Origin of the sequence: Streptomyces sp. NPDC101191, from assembly GCF_044767915.1 — a bacterium.
In the GTDB taxonomy this organism is placed as follows: domain Bacteria; phylum Actinomycetota; class Actinomycetes; order Streptomycetales; family Streptomycetaceae; genus Streptomyces.
The window spans coordinates 1,156,802-1,175,825 of sequence record NZ_JBIWOU010000001.1; the positions used below are offsets into that span (position 1 = coordinate 1,156,802).

Genomic DNA, 19,024 nt, shown 5'->3' on the forward strand with positions numbered 1-19,024 from the left:
GCATCCCTAGGCCCTCGGTTGCCGGGGCCGCCGTGCCACGTACGACCGACTCCCGGACCGAGGAATCCCGATGCGACCAGCGCTCATCGCGACGCCGGGCGGCAAGCCCGCCGCCGACCGGCCCGACGCCGCCGCCGTCCTGCTGGCCATCCTGCGCGGAGGCCCCCTGGCCCGCACCGCGATCATCCGGGAGACGGGCCTGAGCGCGGCCGTCGTGTCACGGAACGCGGCCGAACTGCTCGCGACGGGACTGGTCTGGGAGCCGCCCGAGCCGCACCGGCCGCCCCGGCCCGGACGCCCCCGCATCCCGCTGGACATCGAGACCGCGCACCACGTCGCGGCGGGCGTGCACATCGCCGTCCCGCGGCTCACGTTCTCGCTCACCGACCTCCGCGGCAACGTCATCGCGTACGAGCACGTGCCACGGCAGCCGCAGCACGGGGCGGTCCTCCAGGACGTCGCCGGACGACTGCCCGGCTTCCTGCGCAGACACCTCGGCGGGCGTTCCGTCCTGGGCCTCGGCGTGGCCACCGGCGGCTGGGTCGATCCCGACGCCGGGGTCCTGGTCGAGAACTCCGCGCTCGGCTGGCGCGACATCCCGCTGCGGCGCTCGCTGCAGCGCGCGGTGGGACTGCCGGTCCACGTGGAAGGCCACGCCCGGGCGCTGGCCCAGGCCGAGCTGCTGTTCGGCGCGAACCGCGGCGGCGACCTGGTGCACCTGTTCGTCGGCAACGCCGTGGACGCGGCGATCGCCACCGGCGGCGTCCTGCTGCAGGGCCGGCGGTACGGCGCCGGCGGCATCGCCCACCTGCCCGTACCGGGGTCGGCGGAGCCGTGCCCCTGCGGCCGCACCGGCTGCCTCCAGGTCACCGTCTCCGACCGTGCCGTCGCGCGGCGCGCCGTCACCGAGGGCATCATCCCGCACCCCGATCTGCGGCTGCTCGTGCGTGCCGCCCGCGCCGGCGACGTCCGGGCGCTCGACCTGTGCCGCACCCGCCTGCGCCTGATCGCGCACGCGGTGCGGCCGCTGCTCGACCTGATCCGCCCGGACGACCTGGTGCTGACCGAGTTCGCCACCCTCCGTCTGCCCCGGCTGCTCGACGAGCTGACCCGCGAGCTGGCGAGCGGCGGCGACCAGGTGCGGACCGGCTCCTTCGGCGCGGACACGCTCGCGGTGGCGGCGACCGCGCCGGTGCTCGCGGCCGTCTACCAGGACCCGTTGGGGCTGCGTACCCGCGGCGGCGCCCGATGAGTGGAGCGGGGCGTGGCGGGTTTCTTCCGCGCCGCGAGAAAATATTGTCCGTACCGGCACGGGAGCAGCACACTCTTCCCATGGACGCACAGCAGAGGGCCACGATCCGGGCAGCCGCAGACCGGCACCCCGTGAACGCCTTCCGCGCGCACCACTTCGCCGGACTGGGCTGTCGCGCCCACTGACCGGCTCTCCGCCGGCGCGTTGCCGCGCCGGGGCACTGGGCACCGACCCCGGCGTACGCCTCCGCCGAACTTCCGCCTCATTCAGGCACGTTCACCGGCGGAAGCACGGCCGGAGCGCAGCCGAGCACCGACTGGAGCACTGCCCGGGGCACCAGCCCGGGGCTCGGGCCGAAGCACGGCTGAGCACCGCCTGGAGCACCAGCCTGGGGCTCGGCCGAAGCACGGCTGAGCACCGCCCGGGGCAGCACGCTGGAGCTCGGGCCGAAGCACGGCTGAGCACCGCCCGGAGTGCCGGCTGAAGTAGCGGCTGGAGCACCGGCTCCGGCCCCTTTCCCGGCCTCGCCGCGTACCGGACACCGGCCTGGCGCCCTTCACACCCTTGAGCCGCGCCCGGCAGGTCACCCCGCGAACCCCGACACCGTCCCGGTACGCCCCGTCTCCTTCCCACCCGCCCTCGTTCGTCATGCCCGAAAGGACTCGCCCCATGAGCACGCTCACCGTCCGTCCCGTCGCCGGTCACATCGGCGCCGACATCGACGGCGTGGACCTCGCCGGCCCGCTGGCCGTCGAGACCGTCGACGAGATCAAGCAGGCCCTCCACCGTCACAAGGTCGTCTTCTTCCGGGGGCAGCGGCTCGACCACGCCTCGCAGATCGCCTTCGCCCGCCACTTCGGCGAGCTCACCTACGCCCACCCGCATGACGACGCCCCGCCGGAGGACCACCCGGAGATCTTCACCATCGACCCGCGCCGCTTCGAGGAGCGCTACGGGAAGGACTTCCGGGCGGAGTACCGCAAGCGCCAGTACAGCTACTTCGACGGCTGGCACACCGACGTCACCGCCGCGGTGAACCCGCCCGCCGGGTCCATCCTGCGCGCCGAGACGGTCCCGGAGTTCGGCGGCGACACGCAGTGGACCAACCTCGTCGCCGCGTACGAGGGGCTGTCCGCCCCCGTCAGGAGGTTCGTGGACACGCTGCGCGCCGAGCACCGGTACGGCGGCAGCCGGCCGGTCGGCGAGGACGGCGCGTACGCCCGCCGGATCAACGACAACCTGCTCGTGTCCGTACACCCCGTGGTGCGGGTGCACCCGGAGACCGGGGAGCGCGCACTGTTCGTGAACCCCGGGTTCACCAGCCACATCGTGGGCGTCACCGCCGCGGAGAGCCGACGGATCCTGGACCTGCTGTACGCCGAGATCACCCGGCCCGAGTACACGGTGCGCTTCCGCTGGGAGCCGGGGCACGTGGCGTTCTGGGACAACCGGGCAACCGCGCACCTCGCCCCGCGCGACTTGGAGCACCTCGACGTCGAGCGCCGGCTGCACCGGGTCACGCTGATCGGCGAGGTCCCCGTCGGACCGGACGGACACCCGTCCGAGTCGGTCGCCGGGCGCCCGTTCACCGCCGACCACCGGGTCGCCGCCGCCTCCTGACACCCGACCGGGGCCGCCGACGCCCGCGCCGCTGCTTTCCCCCGCCGACGTCGGCGGCCCCGCCACCCCTCGCTCCGCCCTCCGGTCCATCCCGCCGGCCCCCGCCGGCCCTCCGCTCCCGGCCGCGTCCCCCCTCCCCCGGCCCATCCCTCGCCCATACGTGAAAGGCCTCCGTATCGCCATGTCCCTGCACACCTCACGACCTCTGAACCGCCGGGGATTCCTCGCCCTGGGCGGCGGCGCGCTGCTGGCACTCGCGGGCTGCGCCTCCCCCGACCAGGCCGGCTCCACGCAGCTCGGCGCGCTGCCGACCGTCGCGCCCGACAAGAAGACCACCCTGCGGATCGGAACGGCCACGACGCAGGCGCAGCTCGCCGCGGAACCCTCACTCGGTCCGCTGCCGTTCTCCGTCGAGTGGGTCCGGCTCAACGGCGGCCCCGAGACCATCCAGGGCTTTCGCGCGGGCGCGGTCGACCTGGCGAGCAACGCCGGGATGCCGCCGATCCAGGCGCACGACATCGGCTTCGACGCCAAGATCGTCGCCATCGCGCACAACACCGCGGTCACCTACATCCCCACCACCCGGCCGGGCAGTGACATCCGGACGGCGAAGGACGTCGTCGGCAAGCGGATCGCCTTCTCCCAGGGCCAGGCGCAGGGCGTCACGATCCTCAAGTGGCTGAACGAGAACGGCATCTCCCACAAGGACGTGACCCTGGTGCCGCTGCCCAGCGCCCAGTTCCTGACCGCTCTGCAGGGAAACCAGGTCGACCTCGCCCCGCTGACCGAGCCGTCGCTGACGAAGTACCTGAAGCAGTACGCGAAGGACGGCGCGCGCACCCTGCCCACCGACGTCCAGGACCTCCTGAGCCTGCTGTGGGCGCCCACGTCGGTGCTCGCCGACGAGCGCAAGGCGGCGGCGATCCGGGCGTTCATCCCGATCTGGGTCCGCGGCAACAACTGGTCGTGGGAGAACCCCGATCAGTGGATCGAGTCGTACTACGTCAAGGATCAGGGCGTCAGCCGCGAGGCCGGCGAACGGATCGTCAAGGCCCGGAGCAAGCCGCTCTATCCCACGAACTGGGACTCCTCGATCGCCTGGGAGCAGTCGATCGCCGACCTCATGTCCGGCGCCGGTTTCGTGAAGAAGCTCGACGTCAGCGTGCTCTTCGACCGGCGGTTCGAGAAGGTCGCGGCGGAGGCGGCGCCCGCCGCGTACCGGGGGCAGGCCTGAGATGGGCGAACACCTCTGGTACATCCCGAACACCGTCGAACCCGGGCATCGCGGCGACGACACCGTCGAGGGCTGGGGCACGCTGGACCACTCGACGGAGCTGGCCCGCGCCGTCGAGGACCACGGCTGGGCCGGGGCGCTCCTCGGCACCGGCTGGGGCCGTCCGGACACCTTCACCGTCGCGGCCTCCCTCGCCGCCCGTACGACGACGTTCAAGCCGCTCATCGCCATCCGGCCCGGCTACTGGCACCCGGCGAACTTCGCCTCCGCCGCGGCAACCCTCGACCGGCTCAGCGAAGGCAGGGTGCTGGTCAACATCGTGAGCGGCCTCGACGACGCCGCGTCCTACGGGGACGGCGAGTTCGACCCCGCGCGCCGCTACGAGCGCACCCTGGAGTTCCTCCAGCTGGTGCGCCGTCTGTGGAACGACGAGGAGGTGACGTTCCGGGGAGAGCACTACCGGGTCGAGAACTCCACGGTCCGGCCGCGTCCCTGGCGCGCCGAGGAGGGCCGGCACCCCCGGCTGTACTTCGGCGGCGCGAGCGCGGCCGCCGAGCGGGTCGCCGCGCAGGAGGCCGACGTCCAGCTGTTCTGGGGCGAGCCGCTGGACGGCGTCGCCGAACGCATCGACCGGCTGCGGACGCTGTCCGACAAGGTCGGGCGCAGACACCGGCCGCTGGAGTTCGGGCTGCGCGTGACGACCCTCGTGCGGGACACCACCGAAGAGGCGTGGCGCGCGGCGGAGGAGAAGGTCGCCCGCATGGCGGGGCAGGACCCGCGCGCCCGGGAGGCGTTCCGGCGCGGCACGGCCGTCGGCCAGCGGCGGCTGCTCGAGCTGGCGGACCGGGGCGACGTCCTGGACAGCTGCCTCTACACGGCCCCCGGCCGTTACGGAGGCGGCGGCGCCGGTACGACCTGGCTGGTCGGCTCCGCGCGGGAGGTCGCCGACGCGCTGCACCGCTACCGCGAGCTCGGCGTGACCCACTTCGTGCTGTCGGACACCCCCTACCGGCAGGAGATCGCCCGCGTCGGCGACGCCCTGCTCCCGCTCCTGACGGAGCCGACCGCGTCCCCCGCCGGATCAGCCACGCGGCGGCTGTCCGCCGCCCACTCCTCGGAGGCCCCCGCATGACCGCCGTCCTGCACGACACCACCTCCCTGCGCGCCGTGTACGGCGCGTTCCCCACCGGTGTCACGGCGATCGCCGCCCTGGTCGACGGCGAGCCGGTCGGGCTGGCCGCCAGCTCGTTCACGACCGTGTCCCTCGCGCCGCCGCTGGTCTCCGTCTGCATGGCGCGCACCTCCGGCACCTGGCCGGTGCTGCGCCGCGCCGGCCGCCTGGGCCTCAGCGTGCTCGGCGCGGACCAGGGGGCGCTGTGCCGGCGGCTCGCCGGTCCGGCCGGCGAGCGTTTCGCCGGGGCCTCGTGGCAGGCGGACGAGGACGGCGCGGTGGTGCTGGACGACGCCGCCGCCTGGTTCACCTGCTCGGTCGACGAGGAGATCCGGGCCGGTGATCACGACATCGTCGTCCTGCGCGTCCACGACCTGCGCCTCGACCGGGACGTGGACCCCCTCGTCTTCCACGCCAGTTCGTTCCGCTCCCTCCTCCCCCGATCTCAGGAGCCTCGATGAACCTCGACCTGACCTCCCGAACGGGCGGTGGCACGGCCACCGTGACCGGCGGGCCGGAGAAGGCACCGCCGCCCTCGGCGCCCCCGGCCTCCACACCGCCGGCGGACGCGACGACAGCGGACACGGCGGCGGCCGCCGGTCTGGTGCCGGCGATCCAGCGCCGCCTCGGGCGCGGCAAGTCGATCCCGTTCGGCCGGCTCCTCGGCCCGCTGCTGCTCGTCCTGGCCTGGTGGGGCGCCTCGGCGGCCGGCTGGCTGGACCCGCGCAAGCTGTCGTCGCCCGCCTCGGTCGTGACCTCCGCCCAGGAGCTGTGGGTGAGCGGGCGTCTGCAGGAGAGCGTGCAGACCTCGCTGTCGCGTGCCCTGCTCGGTCTGCTCATCGGCGTCGCGGCCGGCCTGGTGCTGGCGCTGGCGTCCGGCCTCTCCCGCATCGGTGACGCGGTCGTGGACGGGACGCTGCAGGTCAAGCGCTCGATCCCCAACCTCGCACTGCTTCCGCTGCTGATCCTGTGGCTGGGCATCGGCGAGACGATGAAAGTGGTCGTCATCGCGCTCGGTGTGACGGTCAGCATCTACATCAACACCCATGCGGCGCTGGTCTCCATCGACGCCCGCTACGTCGAACTCGCCGAGGCACAGCGGCTGTCCCGCTGGCTGTTCCTGCGCAAGGTCGTGCTGCCGGCCGCGCTGCCGGGCTTCTTCACGGGGCTGCGGCTGGCGGTGACCGCGGCCTGGCTCGGTCTGATCGTGGTCGAGCAGATCAACGCCACCTCGGGCATCGGCTACATGATGTTCCAGGCCCAGCAGTACGCCCAGTCCGGGATCATCCTCGTCGGTCTGGTGCTGTACGGCACCTTCGGCTTCGCCTCCGACGCCCTTGTCCGCCTGGTGGAGGGGAGGGTGCTGTCGTGGCGACGTACGATCACCGCCTGAGCGACGGCGGCCCGGTCGCCGGGGCGGTGGGCTCCGCCGCCGTCCGCGTCAACGGCCTGACCCGGTCCTTCGGTGACCGCCAGGTGCTCCGGAACGTCGATCTGACCCTCGCCCGCGGCGAGTTCACGGCGCTCCTCGGGCGCAGCGGCTCGGGCAAGAGCACCCTGCTGCGTGCGGTGGCGGGCCTGGACCACACCACCGTCGGCACGGGCGAGATCCTGGTGCCGCGACGGGTCTCGCTGGTCTTCCAGGACTCGCGGCTGCTGCCGTGGCTGCGGGTCCTCGACAACGTAGTGCTCGGTCTGCCCGGCGACGACGCCAAGGAACGCGGCCGTGCCGCCCTCGACGAAGTCAGCCTGGGCGGGCGGGCGTCGGCCTGGTCCCACGAGCTGTCCGGCGGCGAGCAGCAGCGGGCCGCGCTGGCCCGCTCGCTGGTGAGCGAGCCCGAACTGCTGCTCGCCGACGAGCCGTTCGGCGCCCTCGACGCGCTGACCCGGATCCGGATGCACCGGCTGCTGCGCCGCCTGTACGAGCGGCACCGGCCGGCCGTGCTCCTGGTGACCCACGACGTGGACGAGGCGGTGACCCTCGCCGACCGGGTGCTGGTCCTCGACGACGGCGACTTCGTCCTGGACCTGCGCATCGACCTGCCCGCCGAACGCGACCCGGGAGACCCGCTGTTCCAGCGGCACCGCACCACCCTGCTGGGCGCTCTGGGCGCCCTCTCCGACGCCCGTACGAAGGACACGAAGGAACCGTCATGAGCAAGCGCGCCGAGAAGCTCCATCTGAACGCCTTCCTGATGGGCGTCGGCCACCACGAGGCCGCCTGGCGGCTGCCGGAGTCGGACCCGTACGCCTCCTGGGACGTCGAGCACTACCGCAACCTCGCCCGGATCGCCGAACGGGGCAGACTGGACTCGCTGTTCCTCGCCGACAGCCCGGGACTGATGGGCGATCCCGCCCGTCGGCCCGGCGGGCGGCTGGAACCGACGGTGCTGCTGACGGCGCTCGCCGGGGTGACCGAGCACATCGGTCTGATCGCGACCGCCTCGACGTCGTACAACGAGCCGTACAACCTGGCCCGCCGGTTCGCCTCCCTCGACCACGTCTCCGGCGGGCGGGCCGGGTGGAACATCGTCACGACCGCCGGAGTGGACGCGGCCCGCAACTTCGGCCTGGACGACACGCCCCCGCACAAGGAGCGCTACGAGCGCGCCGACGAGTTCCTCGAGGTGTCCACCAGGCTGTGGGACAGCTGGACGGACGACGCGATCGTGGCCGACAAGGACGCCGGTGTCCACGCCGACTCCGCGAAGGTCCGCGGGATCGATCACGCCGGGCGGTTCTTCCGGGTCGCCGGACCGCTGAACGTGCCCCGCTCGCCGCAGGGTCATCCGCTGCTCGTGCAGGCCGGCTCGTCGGAGGACGGCAAGGAGTTCGCGGCGCGGTGGGCCGAGGCTGTGTTCACCGCGCAGCAGACCCTCGAAGAGGCACAGGCGTTCTACGCCGGCCTGAAGAAGCGGGCCGTGGCGCACGGCCGCGATCCGCGGGGCATCAAGATCCTGCCCGGGATCGTGCCGGTCATCGGTGACACCGAGGCGGAGGCGGAGGAGCTGGACCGCGAGCTGGACCGGCTGATCAGCCCGGAGTTCGCCAAACGGCAGCTCGCCCGGCTGTTCCGGATCGCCCCGGACGCGCTGGACCTGGACGGACCGCTGCCGGACGACCTGCCGTCCGAGGACGAGATCGAGGGTGCCAAGAGCCGGTACACGCTGATCGTGGAGCTGGCCCGGCGGGAGAAGTTGACCGTACGTCAGTTGATCGGCCGGCTCGGCGGCGGCCGCGGGCACCGGACGTTCACCGGCACGCCGGCGCAGGTGGCCGACGCGATCGAGGAGTGGTTCGACGGCGACGCCGCGGACGGGTTCAACATCATGCCGCCCGTCCTGCCGTCCGGTCTGGAGGCGTTCGTCGACAAGGTGGTGCCGATCCTCCAGGAGCGGGGCAGGTTCCGCACCGAGTACACCGGCGGCACGCTGCGCGACCACTACGGGCTGCCCCGCCCCGCCGACTCGCTCACGACCCCGCAGGCCCTCGGAGCGTCCGCGTGACGGTCGCACCCTGTCGCACCGCGGACCGCACGTCCCCGGCGTCACCCGGACATGCCGGCGCGGGCTGGGTGCGCCGGCTGGTCCGGTACTGCCTGACCCACCGCGTCGACCTGGCCTGGGCGTACGGCGCCGCGCTCGTCGCCGCGGTGGCCACGGCCGCACTGCCGCTGGTCCTGCGCCATGTCGTGGACGGGGTGGCGTCCCCCTCGACCTCGCTGACCCCCTGGGCGGTACTGCTGCTCGGTCTCGGCGCGCTGCGGTTCGGGGCGAGCTTCCTGCGCCGGTACTGCTCCGGCCGGGTGTCCCTCGGAGTGCAGTACGCGCTGCGCAACGACGCCTTCGCCGCGCTGCTGCGGCTCGGCGGCCGCCAGCAGGACGAGCTGCACACGGGCCAGGTCGTCAGCCGGGCCGTCTCCGACGTGACGCTCGTCCAGATGCTGCTGCAGTTCCTGCCGAACATGTTCGGCAACGCGCTCATGTTCGCCCTGTCGGTGGCGCTGATGTGCGCGCTGTCGCCGCTGCTGACCCTGGTCGCCCTCGTCGTCGGCCCGGCGCTGTGGCTGATCGCGTACCGCAGCCGCCGCGACCTGTTCCCGGCCAACTGGCACGCGCAGCAGGAGGCGGCCGAGGTCGCGTCGACCGTGGAGGCGGCGGTCGCGGGCGTCCGCGTGGTCAAGGGGTTCGGACAGGAGGAGCGTGAACTGGCGGAGCTGGAGCGGCGGTCGCGCGGGCTGTTCTCCTCGCGGGTCCGGGTCGCCCGGCTCACCAGCAGGTACAACCCGGCGCTGCAGGCCGTGCCGGTCCTCGGGCAGGTCGCCGTGCTCGCGCTGGGCGGCTGGCTGGCGCTGCGCGGCAGCATCTCCCTGGGCACCTTCGTGGCGTTCAACGCCTATCTCAGCTCGTTCGTGACGCCCGTGCGCCAGGTGGCCATGCTGCTCACCGTCTGGCAGCAGGCACGCGCCGGGGTGGAGCGGGTGCTCGACATCGTCGACACGGCTCCCGAGATCACCGACGCCCCGGACGCCGTCTCCCTGCCGGACGGGGCGCCGGCCCTGGAGTGGGACGGTGTGGTGTTCGGCCATGACGCGACGGCCGCCCCGCTGCTCGACGGGTTCACCCTGAGGGTGGAACCCGGGGAGACACTGGCCCTGGTCGGCGCGGCCGGGTCGGGCAAGTCCACGGCGGCGGCGCTGCTGCCCCGGTTCTTCGACCCGGCCGCCGGGACGGTACGGGTCGGCGGCGTCGACGTCCGCGGACTGCGGCTCGCCGGACTGCGTGCCCGGATCGGCTTCGTCTTCGAAGAGCCGCATCTGCTGTCCGACACCATCGCGGCGAACATCGCCTACGGGCGCCCCGACGCCGGGCCGGCGGAGATCCGCCGCGCGGCGCGGCTGGCGCAGGCCGACGCGTTCATCAGCGCCCTGCCCGACGGCTACGACACCGTGATCGGCGAGCAGGGCCTCACCCTCTCCGGCGGGCAGCGCCAGCGCATCGCCCTGGCCCGGGCGATCCTGCCCGACCCCGCCGTCCTGGTGCTGGACGACGCGACCTCGGCCATCGACGCCCAGGTCGAGGCGGCCATCCACGCCGCTCTGCACCAAGTGGCGCGGCAGCGCACCACGTTGCTCATCGCCCACCGGGCGTCCACCCTCGAACTCGCCGACCGGGTCGCCATCCTGGACCACGGCCGGGTCGTCGACATCGGCACGCCCGACGAACTCCGGGAGCGCAGCACGCTGTACCGGTCGCTGCTCTCTCCCGACGAACAGCCCGGCGAACTCGGCGTGGACGAGGCGTCGGCCGCGGAGCCGCCACGGCCACGCGGGGTCACCGAGGAGCTGTGGCGCCCCGCTCCGGACGCCCCGTCGGCGGGCCCGGACGTCGGGGCGCGGGTCGCCGCCGCCTATGCGCAGGCCGCCGCGACGTCCGGGCCGGGCCGCGCGGGGCCGGGCGGAGGGCTGCTCGGCGGCGCCCCGGCCGGCGCGGAACTCCGGGAGCGGCTGGCGGCGTTGCCGCGCGTGGACGTGGATCCGAAGGTCTCGCCCGAGCAGGCCCGCGCCTGGGACCGGGACTTCGGACTGCGCGCGCTCGTACGGCCCTTCCGGCTGCCGCTGCTCGGCGGTCTCGCGCTGGTCGGCGCGGACGCACTGGCGCAGCTCGCCGTGCCGGTCCTGGTGCGGCACGGCGTCGACGGCGGCGTCAGCCGGTCCGCACCGGCGGTGCTGCTGGCGACCTCGGCCGTCGCGGCGGTGGTCGTGCTGCTCGGCTGGCTGGTGAACGTCGCCCAGGTGCGGGTGACCGGCCGCACCGGCGAGCGTCTGCTCCACACGCTGCGGGTGCGGACGTACGCCCAGTTGCAGCGGCTCGGTCTGGACTACTACGAGCGCGAGCAGGGCGGCCGGATCATGACCCGGATGACCACGGACGTGGACGCGCTGTCGGCGTTCCTGCAGACGGGTCTGGTGACCTTCGTGGTCTCCCTGCTGACGATGCTCGGTGTGCTCGTCGCCCTGCTCGTCATCGACGCGGGGCTCGCCGAGACCCTGCTCCTCGCCCTGCCGGTCCTCGTCGCCGCCACGGCGGTGTTCCGGGCGCGGTCGCTGCCCGCGTACCTCGACGCGCGGGAGCGGGTCAGCGCGGTCAACGCCTACCTCCAGGAGCACGTGGCCCTGATCCGCGTCACCCAGGCCTTCGGCCGCGAGGCGCGCAACGCCCGCGACTTCGCCCGCCTGGCCTGGGCTTTCCGCGACTCCAGGCTGCGGGCGCAGCGGCTGATGGCGACGTTCTTCCCGTTCGTCGAGTTCCTCAGCACGGCGGCGACCGCCATGGTCCTGGTGATCGGCGCCGGGCAGGTGCGCGAGGGCCGGCTCACCGCCGGTGTCCTGATCGCGTTCCTGCTCTACATCGAGCTGTTCTTCTCACCGATCCAGCAGCTGTCCCAGGCGTTCGACGGCTACCAGCAGGCGGTCGTGGGCCTGGGCAGGCTGCGCACGCTGATGCGCGAGCCGGTCGGCACGCCGGTCCCCGAACGCCCGGTGCCGGTCGGCGAGCTGCGCGGCGAGATCGAGTTCGACCGGGTGTCGTTCGGCTACCGGGACAGCGGGCGTGAGGTACTCCACGAGGTCAGCCTGCGGGTCGCCGCCGGGGAGACGGTGGCCCTGGTCGGGACGACCGGCGCGGGCAAGTCGACGATCGTCAAGCTCGTCGCCCGCTTCTACGACCCGACCGCCGGGACCGTACGGATCGACGGCACCGACCTGCGCGCCCTGGATCCGGCGGGGTACCGGCGCCGGCTCGGGGTCGTCCCGCAGGAGTCGTACCTGCTGGGCGCGACCGTGCGGGACGCGATCGCGTACGGCCGTCCCGACGCCACCGACGCGGAGGTGGAGGCCGCGGCGCGGGCGGTCGGCGCGCACGCGATGGTGGCCGGGCTGCCGCACGGCTATCTGACCGAGGTCGGCGAGCGCGGCCGGAGCCTGTCCGCGGGCCAGCGGCAGCTGCTGGCGCTGGCCCGCGCCGAACTCGTCGACCCGGACGTCCTGTTGCTCGACGAGGCCACCGCCTCGCTCGACCTGGCCGGCGAACGCCGGGTGGCCGCGGCGACGGCGGCGCTCACCCGGCGGCGGACCACGCTCGTCGTGGCGCACCGGCTGACCACCGCCGCCCGCGCGGACCGGGTGATCGTGCTGCGGGACGGCAGGGTCGCCGAGGCCGGCCCGCATCACGAACTGCTCGCGGCGCACGGCCCGTACCGCAGGCTGTGGGACGCGTTCCGCGCCGCCGGCGGGGCGGCGAGCGTCGACCAGCTCGCGGAATCCGGGACGGCACCCGGACGGCGGCCCGCCTCCGCGGCCACGGCCACCCCCACGCCCATTCCCTCAGCCGTCCCCACACCCATCCCTACGGCTGTCCCCACGGAAGGAACGTCATGACCATCCCTTACCGGCCCTTCGGCCGCACCGGCGTGCAGGTGAGCGCGCTCGCCCTCGGCGCGATGAACTTCGGCGCCCGTGGCAACCCGGACCACGAGGACGGGATCCGCATCATCCACCGCGCCCTGGACGCCGGGATCAACATCGTCGACACGGCGGACGTGTACTCGCAGGGCGAGTCGGAGGTGATCGTCGGCAAGGCCCTCGCCGGTCGCCGGGACGACGTCTTCCTGGCCACGAAGTTCCACGGCCGCATGGGGGACGACGTCAACCGGTTCGGCAACTCGCGCCGGTGGGTCCACCGTGCCGTCGAGGACAGCCTGCGGCGTCTCGGCACCGACCACATCGACCTCTACCAGGTGCACCGGCCGGAGGAGGACACGGACTTCGACGAGACGCTCGGCGCACTGACCGATCTGGTCCGCCAGGGCAAGGTCCGCTACCTCGGCACGTCCACGTTCCCGGCGTCGCGGATCGTCGAGGGGCAGTGGATCGCGGAGAGGCGGGGCCGTGAGCGGGTCGTGGCCGAGCAGCCGCCGTACTCGATCCTGGCGCGCGGCGTGGAGGCCGAGGTGCTTCCGGTGGCCCAGCGGTACGGCTTGGCGGTGATCCCCTGGAGCCCGCTGGCCGGCGGCTGGCTGACCGGCCGCTACCGGGCGAGCGGGCCGCAGCCGGAGTCCAGCCGGGCGGCCCGCCAGCCGGGCCGCTTCGAGATCCACAGCGCGGAGAACGCGGCCAAGCTGGAGGCGGTCGAGGCGCTCGCGGTCCTGGCCGGGCAGTCGGGCCTCACCCTGATCGAACTGGCTCTCGGCTTCGTCCTCGCCCACCCGGCGGTCACCGCCCCGATCATCGGCCCGCGCACCCTGGAGCAGCTGGAGTCCCAGCTCGGCGCGGCCGAAAGGCCCCTGCCGGCGGACGTCCTGGACGAGATCGACAAGATCGTTCCCCCGGGCACCACCCTGTCGTCCCAGGACGCGGGCTACACCCCGCCGTCCCTGCGCGAGCCGACGACCCGCCGACGCCCCCTCGGCTGACGGGAAGGGTTCAGGGCGGGCCCGGCCCGCCGACGGCTCACCGAAGCCGATCCGGGGGCCGCGGCGATCACCGCGGCCCCCGGAAGCGACGAACCACGCACAGGCGCCGCGCAGAGGGCGGAAGGTCGGTAAGCGGAGACGGAGTCGCGACGCGTGCACGCCGGGTCCGCAGGCACCGTGCCTGCGGACCCGCTCGGAGGGAGGGTCAGGACGGGTCGCCGTACTGGAGGCCCCGTCCGTTGGTGCCGACATAGACCCGGCCGTAGGTGTCGGGGTCGCCGGTGACGACGCCGACGCCTCCGATGGCGCCCCACTGGTGGGCGTCGTCGTTGACGCGGAGCCAGGTGGCGCCCTTGTCGGTGGAGCGGAAGACGCCGGTGACGTCCTTGACGGTACCGATCAGATAGAGGGCCTGGTAGGAGGCACCGGGTGCGGCCTTGCCGAAGCCGAGGGCGGACGCGGACCGCACCGTGGTGAGCGTGGTGAAGGTGCGGCCGCCGTCGGTGGAGTGCAGCAGCCCCTTGGCGCTGCCGGCGATCCACAGGTCCCCCGCGACGCCGGGGACGGCCATGAGCCGGCCGGCGGGCAGGTTCGTGGCGCGGGCGGTGAAGGTCGCGCCGCCGTCGGTGCTGGCGTGGAGCGTGCCGCCGGACAGCGAGTAGAAGGTCCCCGCCGAGGAGCGGTCGGCGACGACGACGGCGTCGGTGCCGAGGCCGTGGACCTCGGACCAGCTCGCACCCTTGTCGGTCGAGCGGTACGGGGCCTGGCCGGCCTGGGTCCAGACGATGGTGGAGCCGTCCGCCGCGAGCGCGACATGACCGTCCTGCGCGCCGGCCACCGGCTCCGCCTTGAAGCCGGTCCAGCTGGTGCCGCCGTCGGTGGAGTAGGCGCCGTCCTGCGCGCCGCCATGGCCGACACGGACCATCGTCGAGGGGGCGGCCTGGGCGAATTCGATGTCGGTGCTGTTGCTCATCATCGGGTTGTTCAGCCGCCCGGCGGGCACCTTGGTCAGGTCGTCATGGCGGAAGCCGCCCTGGTCGCCCATGGCGGTGATGACGGTGGCGCCGCCGGGCGGGGCGATCGCGTCCATCAGCGCGGTCTCCTCCAGCCCTCGGGCGCCCATGCGCCAGTGGCTGGTGCCTCCGCTGTCGGAGGCGTCGGCGTCCTTGCTGCGCAGGATGCCGTTGCCGGTGCCGTACAGCACGTGCCCGGAGTCGAAGGGGTCGATGGCCAGGGCGGTCATCCAGTGCCCGGTGTGGGTACCGACGTAAGGAGCGGCGGAGGCGTCCCGTTCCGATTTGTCGGCCAGTGCCTTCCAGGTCGTGCCGCCGTCGGTGGTCCGGTAGATCTCGTCCTCGGGCCACCAGCGGTCAAGGGTGGTGACCATCACCGTGGACGGCTTGCGCGGGTCGACGGCCAGTCCGGAGAAGCCGTAGCCGCCCTGCGAGGGGGAGACGTTCTTCCACGCCCCGCCGGCCGGAGTGTGCTTCCACACCGAGCCGGCCGTCACACCGTTGGGCCCGAGGGCGTTGGTGTACGTCAGGTACAGCGAGCCGTCGCCCGAGAGGACGCCGTGCTGCGGGTACTGGCCGGTGGGCTGTCCGGGGACGGCCTGCCAGGTGGTGCCGCCGTCGGTGGAGCGGTACAGGGAGGTGGACTTGTCGGCGACGCCGACGTAGACCGTGTTGCTGCCTGCCGGACCGTACGTCACGAAGGAGACGCCCGCGCCGCTGCTCGCCCCGTCCCTGACGGGGAACGAGGAGACCTGCCGCCATGTCACACCGCTGTCCGTGCTGCGCCACAGGCCGTTCTTGCGGGTGCCCAGCAGCAGGGTGCGGTTGTCCGAGGGGTCGACCACCATCCGCTCGCCCGCCCCGCGGCCGTCCTCGTTGCCGCCCAGCTTGAACGGCAGGTCGGTGCGCTGGAAGGTGCGGCCCCGGTCGGTGGAGCGCAGGATCGCGCCGTTGCCGGCCCAGTCGTTGGTGTAGGTGCCGGCCGCGAGGTAGAGCCGGTCGGGAGCGACGGGGTCGGTGGCCAGCGCGTCGATGCCCAGCAGGTTCCAGTCCTTCTCACCGAGCCAGTCGGTCAGCGGGATCCACCGCTCGGCCGCGCTGTCCCAGCGGTAGGCGCCGCCCATGTCGGTACGCGCGTACAGCAGCCCCTTCTCCCGCGGGTTGAACACAAGCCCGGTGACGTAACCGCCGCCCACCACCTGGGCGTTGTTCCACACGTACGGTCCGGCCCCGGTGGGCGGGGTCTCGGCCGTCTTCACCAGCTTCCACTGCTGGTTGGTGCTGCCGTGGCCGCCGTACTGGATGACTGCCGCGCCGTCGGCCGTGGAGCCTCCGGAGACGTCCAGGACCTGGCCGCTCCTGCGGGAGGTGAAGGTGACGGCGTCGGAACCGCTCACGCCGTCGATCCGCCACTCCTGGGAGGCGGATGAGCTGTCGGTCTGCTGCTCGGCGGCAGCCGCCTGCGTGGTCGCATCACCCGCTATGCCGAGCACCTTGCCGCTGTTGCGGTTCACCAGCTCGTAGTAGCCGTCGCCGGTGGACCGCAGCCGCCACTGCTGGTTGGCCGTGTTCTGATCGGTCCACTGCTGGATGCGGGTGCCGTCGGCGGTGGAGAAGGCGTTGACGTCCAGCACCTTGCCGCTGCGCACCGAGACCAGTTTGTAGTAGGCACTGTCGTCGACCGTCGCGGCCTGCGAGTCGTCCTGCACGAACAGCAGGTACGGCACGACGGTGGCGGGCACACCGAGCAGCAGAACGGTGGCGGTCCTGCGACGGCGGTGACGTCCGCGGCGCCCGGCGTTGGTGGGGTTGTTCATGGGGGGTTTTCTCCTTGTGCAACCGTGGATCGGGCAGTCAGCGCTGCAGGGTGAGGACGCCCGGCCGGTACGGCAGCCGGTCGTAGGGTCCGCCCGCGCGAGGGGACTTGCCCTGGTAGAGGAACTGCAGGTTGCAGGGGTCGATGGTCATGGTCTGGTCGGGGTTGGTGCGGATCAGGTCACCGTGGCTGATGTCGTCGGTCCAGGTGGCTCCGCTGTTGGCCCTGCCCGCGAAGGGGTTGTTCTCGGTCGCGGCCTGCGGGGTCCACGCACCGCTCAGGCTGGAGGCCGTGAAGGAGCGGAAGTAGCGCTGCTCGTTCGCACCCCGGGCCTCGACGATCATGAGGTACTGGTTCCGGCCCTGGACCTTGTAGACCTGCGGTGCCTCGAACAGGTTCTTCACGCTGTCGCTCATGACCGTCGTGTACGACGAGCCGAAGCTGCCCGGGAAGTTCCCGATCGGCATGCTCGCCCGGTAGATCCTGCCGTTGTCACCGGCGAAGAACAGGTACATGTTCTTCTCGTCGGCGATCAGGGTCTGGTCGATCGGTCCGGTGCCCGATTCGGTGCGGGGGATGCTGCCGGTGAACAGCGGCTGCGGCGCGGACCAGCCGTCGGGGTTCGTGGGGTCGCTGGACGTGCGGTAGCTGAAGGGGGACGCACCCCACTGGTACGCAAGGACCCAGATCTTCTTGGGCGCGAAGTAGAACAGGGTGGGCGCCACCGCGTTCCGGCTCATCTTCGCCTGGCCGGCCGATGCCATGTCGGACCAGTTCCTGAAGGGGCTGAACGCCATCGAGCCGTACCCGGTACCCGACGCGCTCGACGCGTAGACCAGGTGCTTGCCGTCGTGCATGACGTGGGTGAAGTCCTTCACCGCGTCCCATCCGTTCGACGGCTGCGCGAGGGCACCCGTCGAGCTCCACTTGTACGTCGAGGGAAGAGCACACTCGACCCCGCCCGTCGCGGAGGGGGCGGTCCACTTCTGGTTGCCGACCGACGCGCAGGTGTACAGCTGGATCGTGGTGCCGTTCGCGGTGGCCGCGCCGACGGCGTCGAGGCACAGCCCGGACTGGAGCCCGGTGATCGTGCCGTCGGCGTTGATGTCCCACTGCTGGTTGGCGCCGCCGTTGCAGTCCCAGATGATCACCGGGGTGCCGTTGGCGGTGCCCTTGCCCCTGGCGTCCAGGCACTTGTCGCCGGGGATCTTCAGCTGCTTGGCGGCGGTGTGGGTCCAGCGCTGGTTGGCTTGTCCGCTGCAGTCCCACAGCTGCGCCTGGGCGCCGTTGGCGGTGGCGGAGCCGGGGATGTCGATGCAGCGGCCTGAGGCGACGCCCTTGATCTGCCCGGTACGGTCGCTCGGCTTGGGCGGCGTGGTGCCGGAGCCGGACTGGAGAGCGTTCATGACGGCGGTGTAGGCGGGCTTGGGCCTGCCGTTGCCGTCGAACAGCAGGGGGCTTTCGCCGCTCCGCCAGGAGTCGCTGTCACGGACGCCCCACACCGTGATGCCGGTGCACCGGGCCACGGACAGGCAGGTGCTGACCGTGTTCGCGTAGTGGGTGGGTGACGCCTGGGCGATGTCCAGCTCGGTGATCTGCACGTCCACGCCCAGGGCGGCGAAGGCGGCCAGGGTGGTCCTGAAGCTCGCCGGCGGGCCGCCCGCGCCGAAGTGGCTCTGGAACCCGACGCAGTCGATGGGCACGCCGCGGGACGTGAAGTCCTTGACCATGCGGTAGACGCCCTGGGTCTTGGCGTCCGACCAGTTCTCGATGTTGTAGTCGTTGTAGCAGAGCTTGGCCGAGGGGTCGGCCGCGCGGGCGGTGCGGAACGCTTCCTCGATGAAGCCGTCGCCCAGCACCTTCTGGAAGACCGAGTCGCGGAGCCGGCCGCTGCCGCCGTCGGCGAACGCCTCGTTGACCACGTCCCAGGCGTAGACGCGGCCCTTGTAGTGGGTCATCTCGGTGGTGATGTGGTGGTTCATCACGCTGCGCAGCGTGCTCGCGTCGCGGATGGAGCCGACCCAGGAGGGGAGCTGCGAGTGCCAGACCGTGGTGTGACCGCGGACGCGCTGGCCGCGCGCCAGGGCACGATCGACGATCCGGTCCGCAGGGCCGAAGTCGAAACGGCCGCGGGACGGCTCGGTGGCGTCCCACTTCATCTCGTTCTCCGGGGTGATCATGTTGAACTCCCGGTCGGCGATCGCGGTGTACGCGGCGTCGCCGAGCCTGCCGGCCGCCACGGCCGTGCCGAAGTACCGGCCCGAGGGGGCCGCGTGAGTGCCCAGGCCTGCGGCGCCTGCGGAGCCGGGGAGGAACGTCACGACACCGGCCACCACCGCCGCGGCCGACAGTCCTGTCACCCAGGTACGGCGACGCCGGCGGAGCCGGTGCAGGCCCTTCATGCCGTTCCTCGCGGGCCGTGGTTCACGTGGGTGCGTTGCGTCAT

12 protein-coding genes are annotated in these 19,024 nt (G+C 72.9%); 10 read left to right on the plus strand and 2 right to left on the minus strand.

The window, feature by feature from the left end; translation table 11 throughout:
- Positions 1 to 70 precede the first annotated feature (70 nt).
- The 10 genes from ACIRQF_RS05115 (at position 71) to ACIRQF_RS05160 (ending at position 13,749) form a co-directional block, all read left to right on the plus strand.
- Positions 71 to 1,252 (plus strand): ROK family transcriptional regulator, encoded by a 1,182-nt coding sequence (locus ACIRQF_RS05115; protein WP_389750325.1) that lies wholly within the window; start codon positions 71 to 73, stop codon positions 1,250 to 1,252.
- A gap of 669 nt (positions 1,253 to 1,921) precedes the next feature.
- The gene (locus tag ACIRQF_RS05120; protein WP_404088945.1) at positions 1,922 to 2,872 is read left to right on the plus strand and encodes a TauD/TfdA dioxygenase family protein; all 951 of its coding nucleotides are present in this window, start codon (positions 1,922 to 1,924) and stop codon (positions 2,870 to 2,872) included.
- Positions 2,873 to 3,053: 181 nt separating this feature from the next.
- Complete coding sequence (locus ACIRQF_RS05125; RefSeq protein WP_404088947.1) at positions 3,054 to 4,106, plus strand: ABC transporter substrate-binding protein; 1,053 nt, start codon at positions 3,054 to 3,056, stop codon at positions 4,104 to 4,106.
- 1 nt (position 4,107) lies between these two features.
- Positions 4,108 to 5,238 (plus strand): LLM class flavin-dependent oxidoreductase, encoded by a 1,131-nt coding sequence (locus ACIRQF_RS05130; RefSeq protein ID WP_404088949.1) that lies wholly within the window; start codon positions 4,108 to 4,110, stop codon positions 5,236 to 5,238.
- A complete protein-coding gene (locus ACIRQF_RS05135; RefSeq protein ID WP_404088951.1) occupies positions 5,235 to 5,738 on the plus strand; it encodes a flavin reductase family protein in 504 nt (167 codons plus the stop codon). The genes ACIRQF_RS05130 and ACIRQF_RS05135 overlap by 4 nt, the downstream gene beginning before the upstream one ends.
- Positions 5,735 to 6,670, plus strand: coding sequence for an ABC transporter permease (locus ACIRQF_RS05140; protein WP_404088953.1), 936 nt, complete (start codon positions 5,735 to 5,737; stop codon positions 6,668 to 6,670). The genes ACIRQF_RS05135 and ACIRQF_RS05140 overlap by 4 nt, the downstream gene beginning before the upstream one ends.
- Positions 6,646 to 7,434: an ABC transporter ATP-binding protein gene (locus tag ACIRQF_RS05145; protein ID WP_404088955.1), complete on the plus strand. Its 789-nt coding sequence runs from the start codon at positions 6,646 to 6,648 to the stop codon at positions 7,432 to 7,434. The genes ACIRQF_RS05140 and ACIRQF_RS05145 overlap by 25 nt, the downstream gene beginning before the upstream one ends.
- The gene (locus ACIRQF_RS05150; RefSeq protein WP_404088957.1) at positions 7,431 to 8,783 is read left to right on the plus strand and encodes an LLM class flavin-dependent oxidoreductase; all 1,353 of its coding nucleotides are present in this window, start codon (positions 7,431 to 7,433) and stop codon (positions 8,781 to 8,783) included. The genes ACIRQF_RS05145 and ACIRQF_RS05150 overlap by 4 nt, the downstream gene beginning before the upstream one ends.
- Positions 8,780 to 12,715, plus strand: a complete 3,936-nt coding sequence (locus tag ACIRQF_RS05155; protein ID WP_404088959.1) for an ABC transporter ATP-binding protein — start codon at positions 8,780 to 8,782, stop codon at positions 12,713 to 12,715. Before ACIRQF_RS05150 ends, ACIRQF_RS05155 begins: the two co-directional genes overlap by 4 nt.
- Positions 12,712 to 13,749, plus strand: a complete 1,038-nt coding sequence (locus tag ACIRQF_RS05160; protein ID WP_404088961.1) for an aldo/keto reductase — start codon at positions 12,712 to 12,714, stop codon at positions 13,747 to 13,749. Before ACIRQF_RS05155 ends, ACIRQF_RS05160 begins: the two co-directional genes overlap by 4 nt.
- A 205-nt stretch (positions 13,750 to 13,954) precedes the next feature.
- On the opposite strand, the gene ACIRQF_RS05165 is transcribed toward ACIRQF_RS05160, so the two are convergent.
- Both ACIRQF_RS05165 and ACIRQF_RS05170 read right to left on the minus strand, forming a co-directional pair.
- Positions 13,955 to 16,579, minus strand: coding sequence for an RICIN domain-containing protein (locus tag ACIRQF_RS05165; RefSeq protein ID WP_404088964.1), 2,625 nt, complete (start codon positions 16,577 to 16,579; stop codon positions 13,955 to 13,957).
- A gap of 37 nt (positions 16,580 to 16,616) precedes the next feature.
- Positions 16,617 to 18,980, minus strand: a complete 2,364-nt coding sequence (locus ACIRQF_RS05170) for a non-reducing end alpha-L-arabinofuranosidase family hydrolase (protein ID WP_404088966.1) — start codon at positions 18,978 to 18,980, stop codon at positions 16,617 to 16,619.
- Positions 18,981 to 19,024: the final 44 nt, after the last annotated feature.

What these genes read in the sequence shown, in the direction of transcription:
- ACIRQF_RS05140 (WP_404088953.1), top strand. Translation starts at nt 5,735, where the DNA reads ATGAACCTCGACCTGACCTCCCGAACGGGCGGTGGCACGGCCACCGTG.
- ACIRQF_RS05120 (WP_404088945.1), top strand. Translation starts at nt 1,922, where the DNA reads ATGAGCACGCTCACCGTCCGTCCCGTCGCCGGTCACATCGGCGCCGAC.
- ACIRQF_RS05150 (WP_404088957.1), top strand. Translation starts at nt 7,431, where the DNA reads ATGAGCAAGCGCGCCGAGAAGCTCCATCTGAACGCCTTCCTGATGGGC.
- ACIRQF_RS05130 (WP_404088949.1), top strand. Translation starts at nt 4,108, where the DNA reads ATGGGCGAACACCTCTGGTACATCCCGAACACCGTCGAACCCGGGCAT.
- ACIRQF_RS05165 (WP_404088964.1), bottom strand. Translation starts at nt 16,579, where the DNA reads ATGAACAACCCCACCAACGCCGGGCGCCGCGGACGTCACCGCCGTCGC.
- ACIRQF_RS05170 (WP_404088966.1), bottom strand. Translation starts at nt 18,980, where the DNA reads ATGAAGGGCCTGCACCGGCTCCGCCGGCGTCGCCGTACCTGGGTGACA.
- ACIRQF_RS05125 (WP_404088947.1), top strand. Translation starts at nt 3,054, where the DNA reads ATGTCCCTGCACACCTCACGACCTCTGAACCGCCGGGGATTCCTCGCC.
- ACIRQF_RS05135 (WP_404088951.1), top strand. Translation starts at nt 5,235, where the DNA reads ATGACCGCCGTCCTGCACGACACCACCTCCCTGCGCGCCGTGTACGGC.
- ACIRQF_RS05115 (WP_389750325.1), top strand. Translation starts at nt 71, where the DNA reads ATGCGACCAGCGCTCATCGCGACGCCGGGCGGCAAGCCCGCCGCCGAC.
- ACIRQF_RS05160 (WP_404088961.1), top strand. Translation starts at nt 12,712, where the DNA reads ATGACCATCCCTTACCGGCCCTTCGGCCGCACCGGCGTGCAGGTGAGC.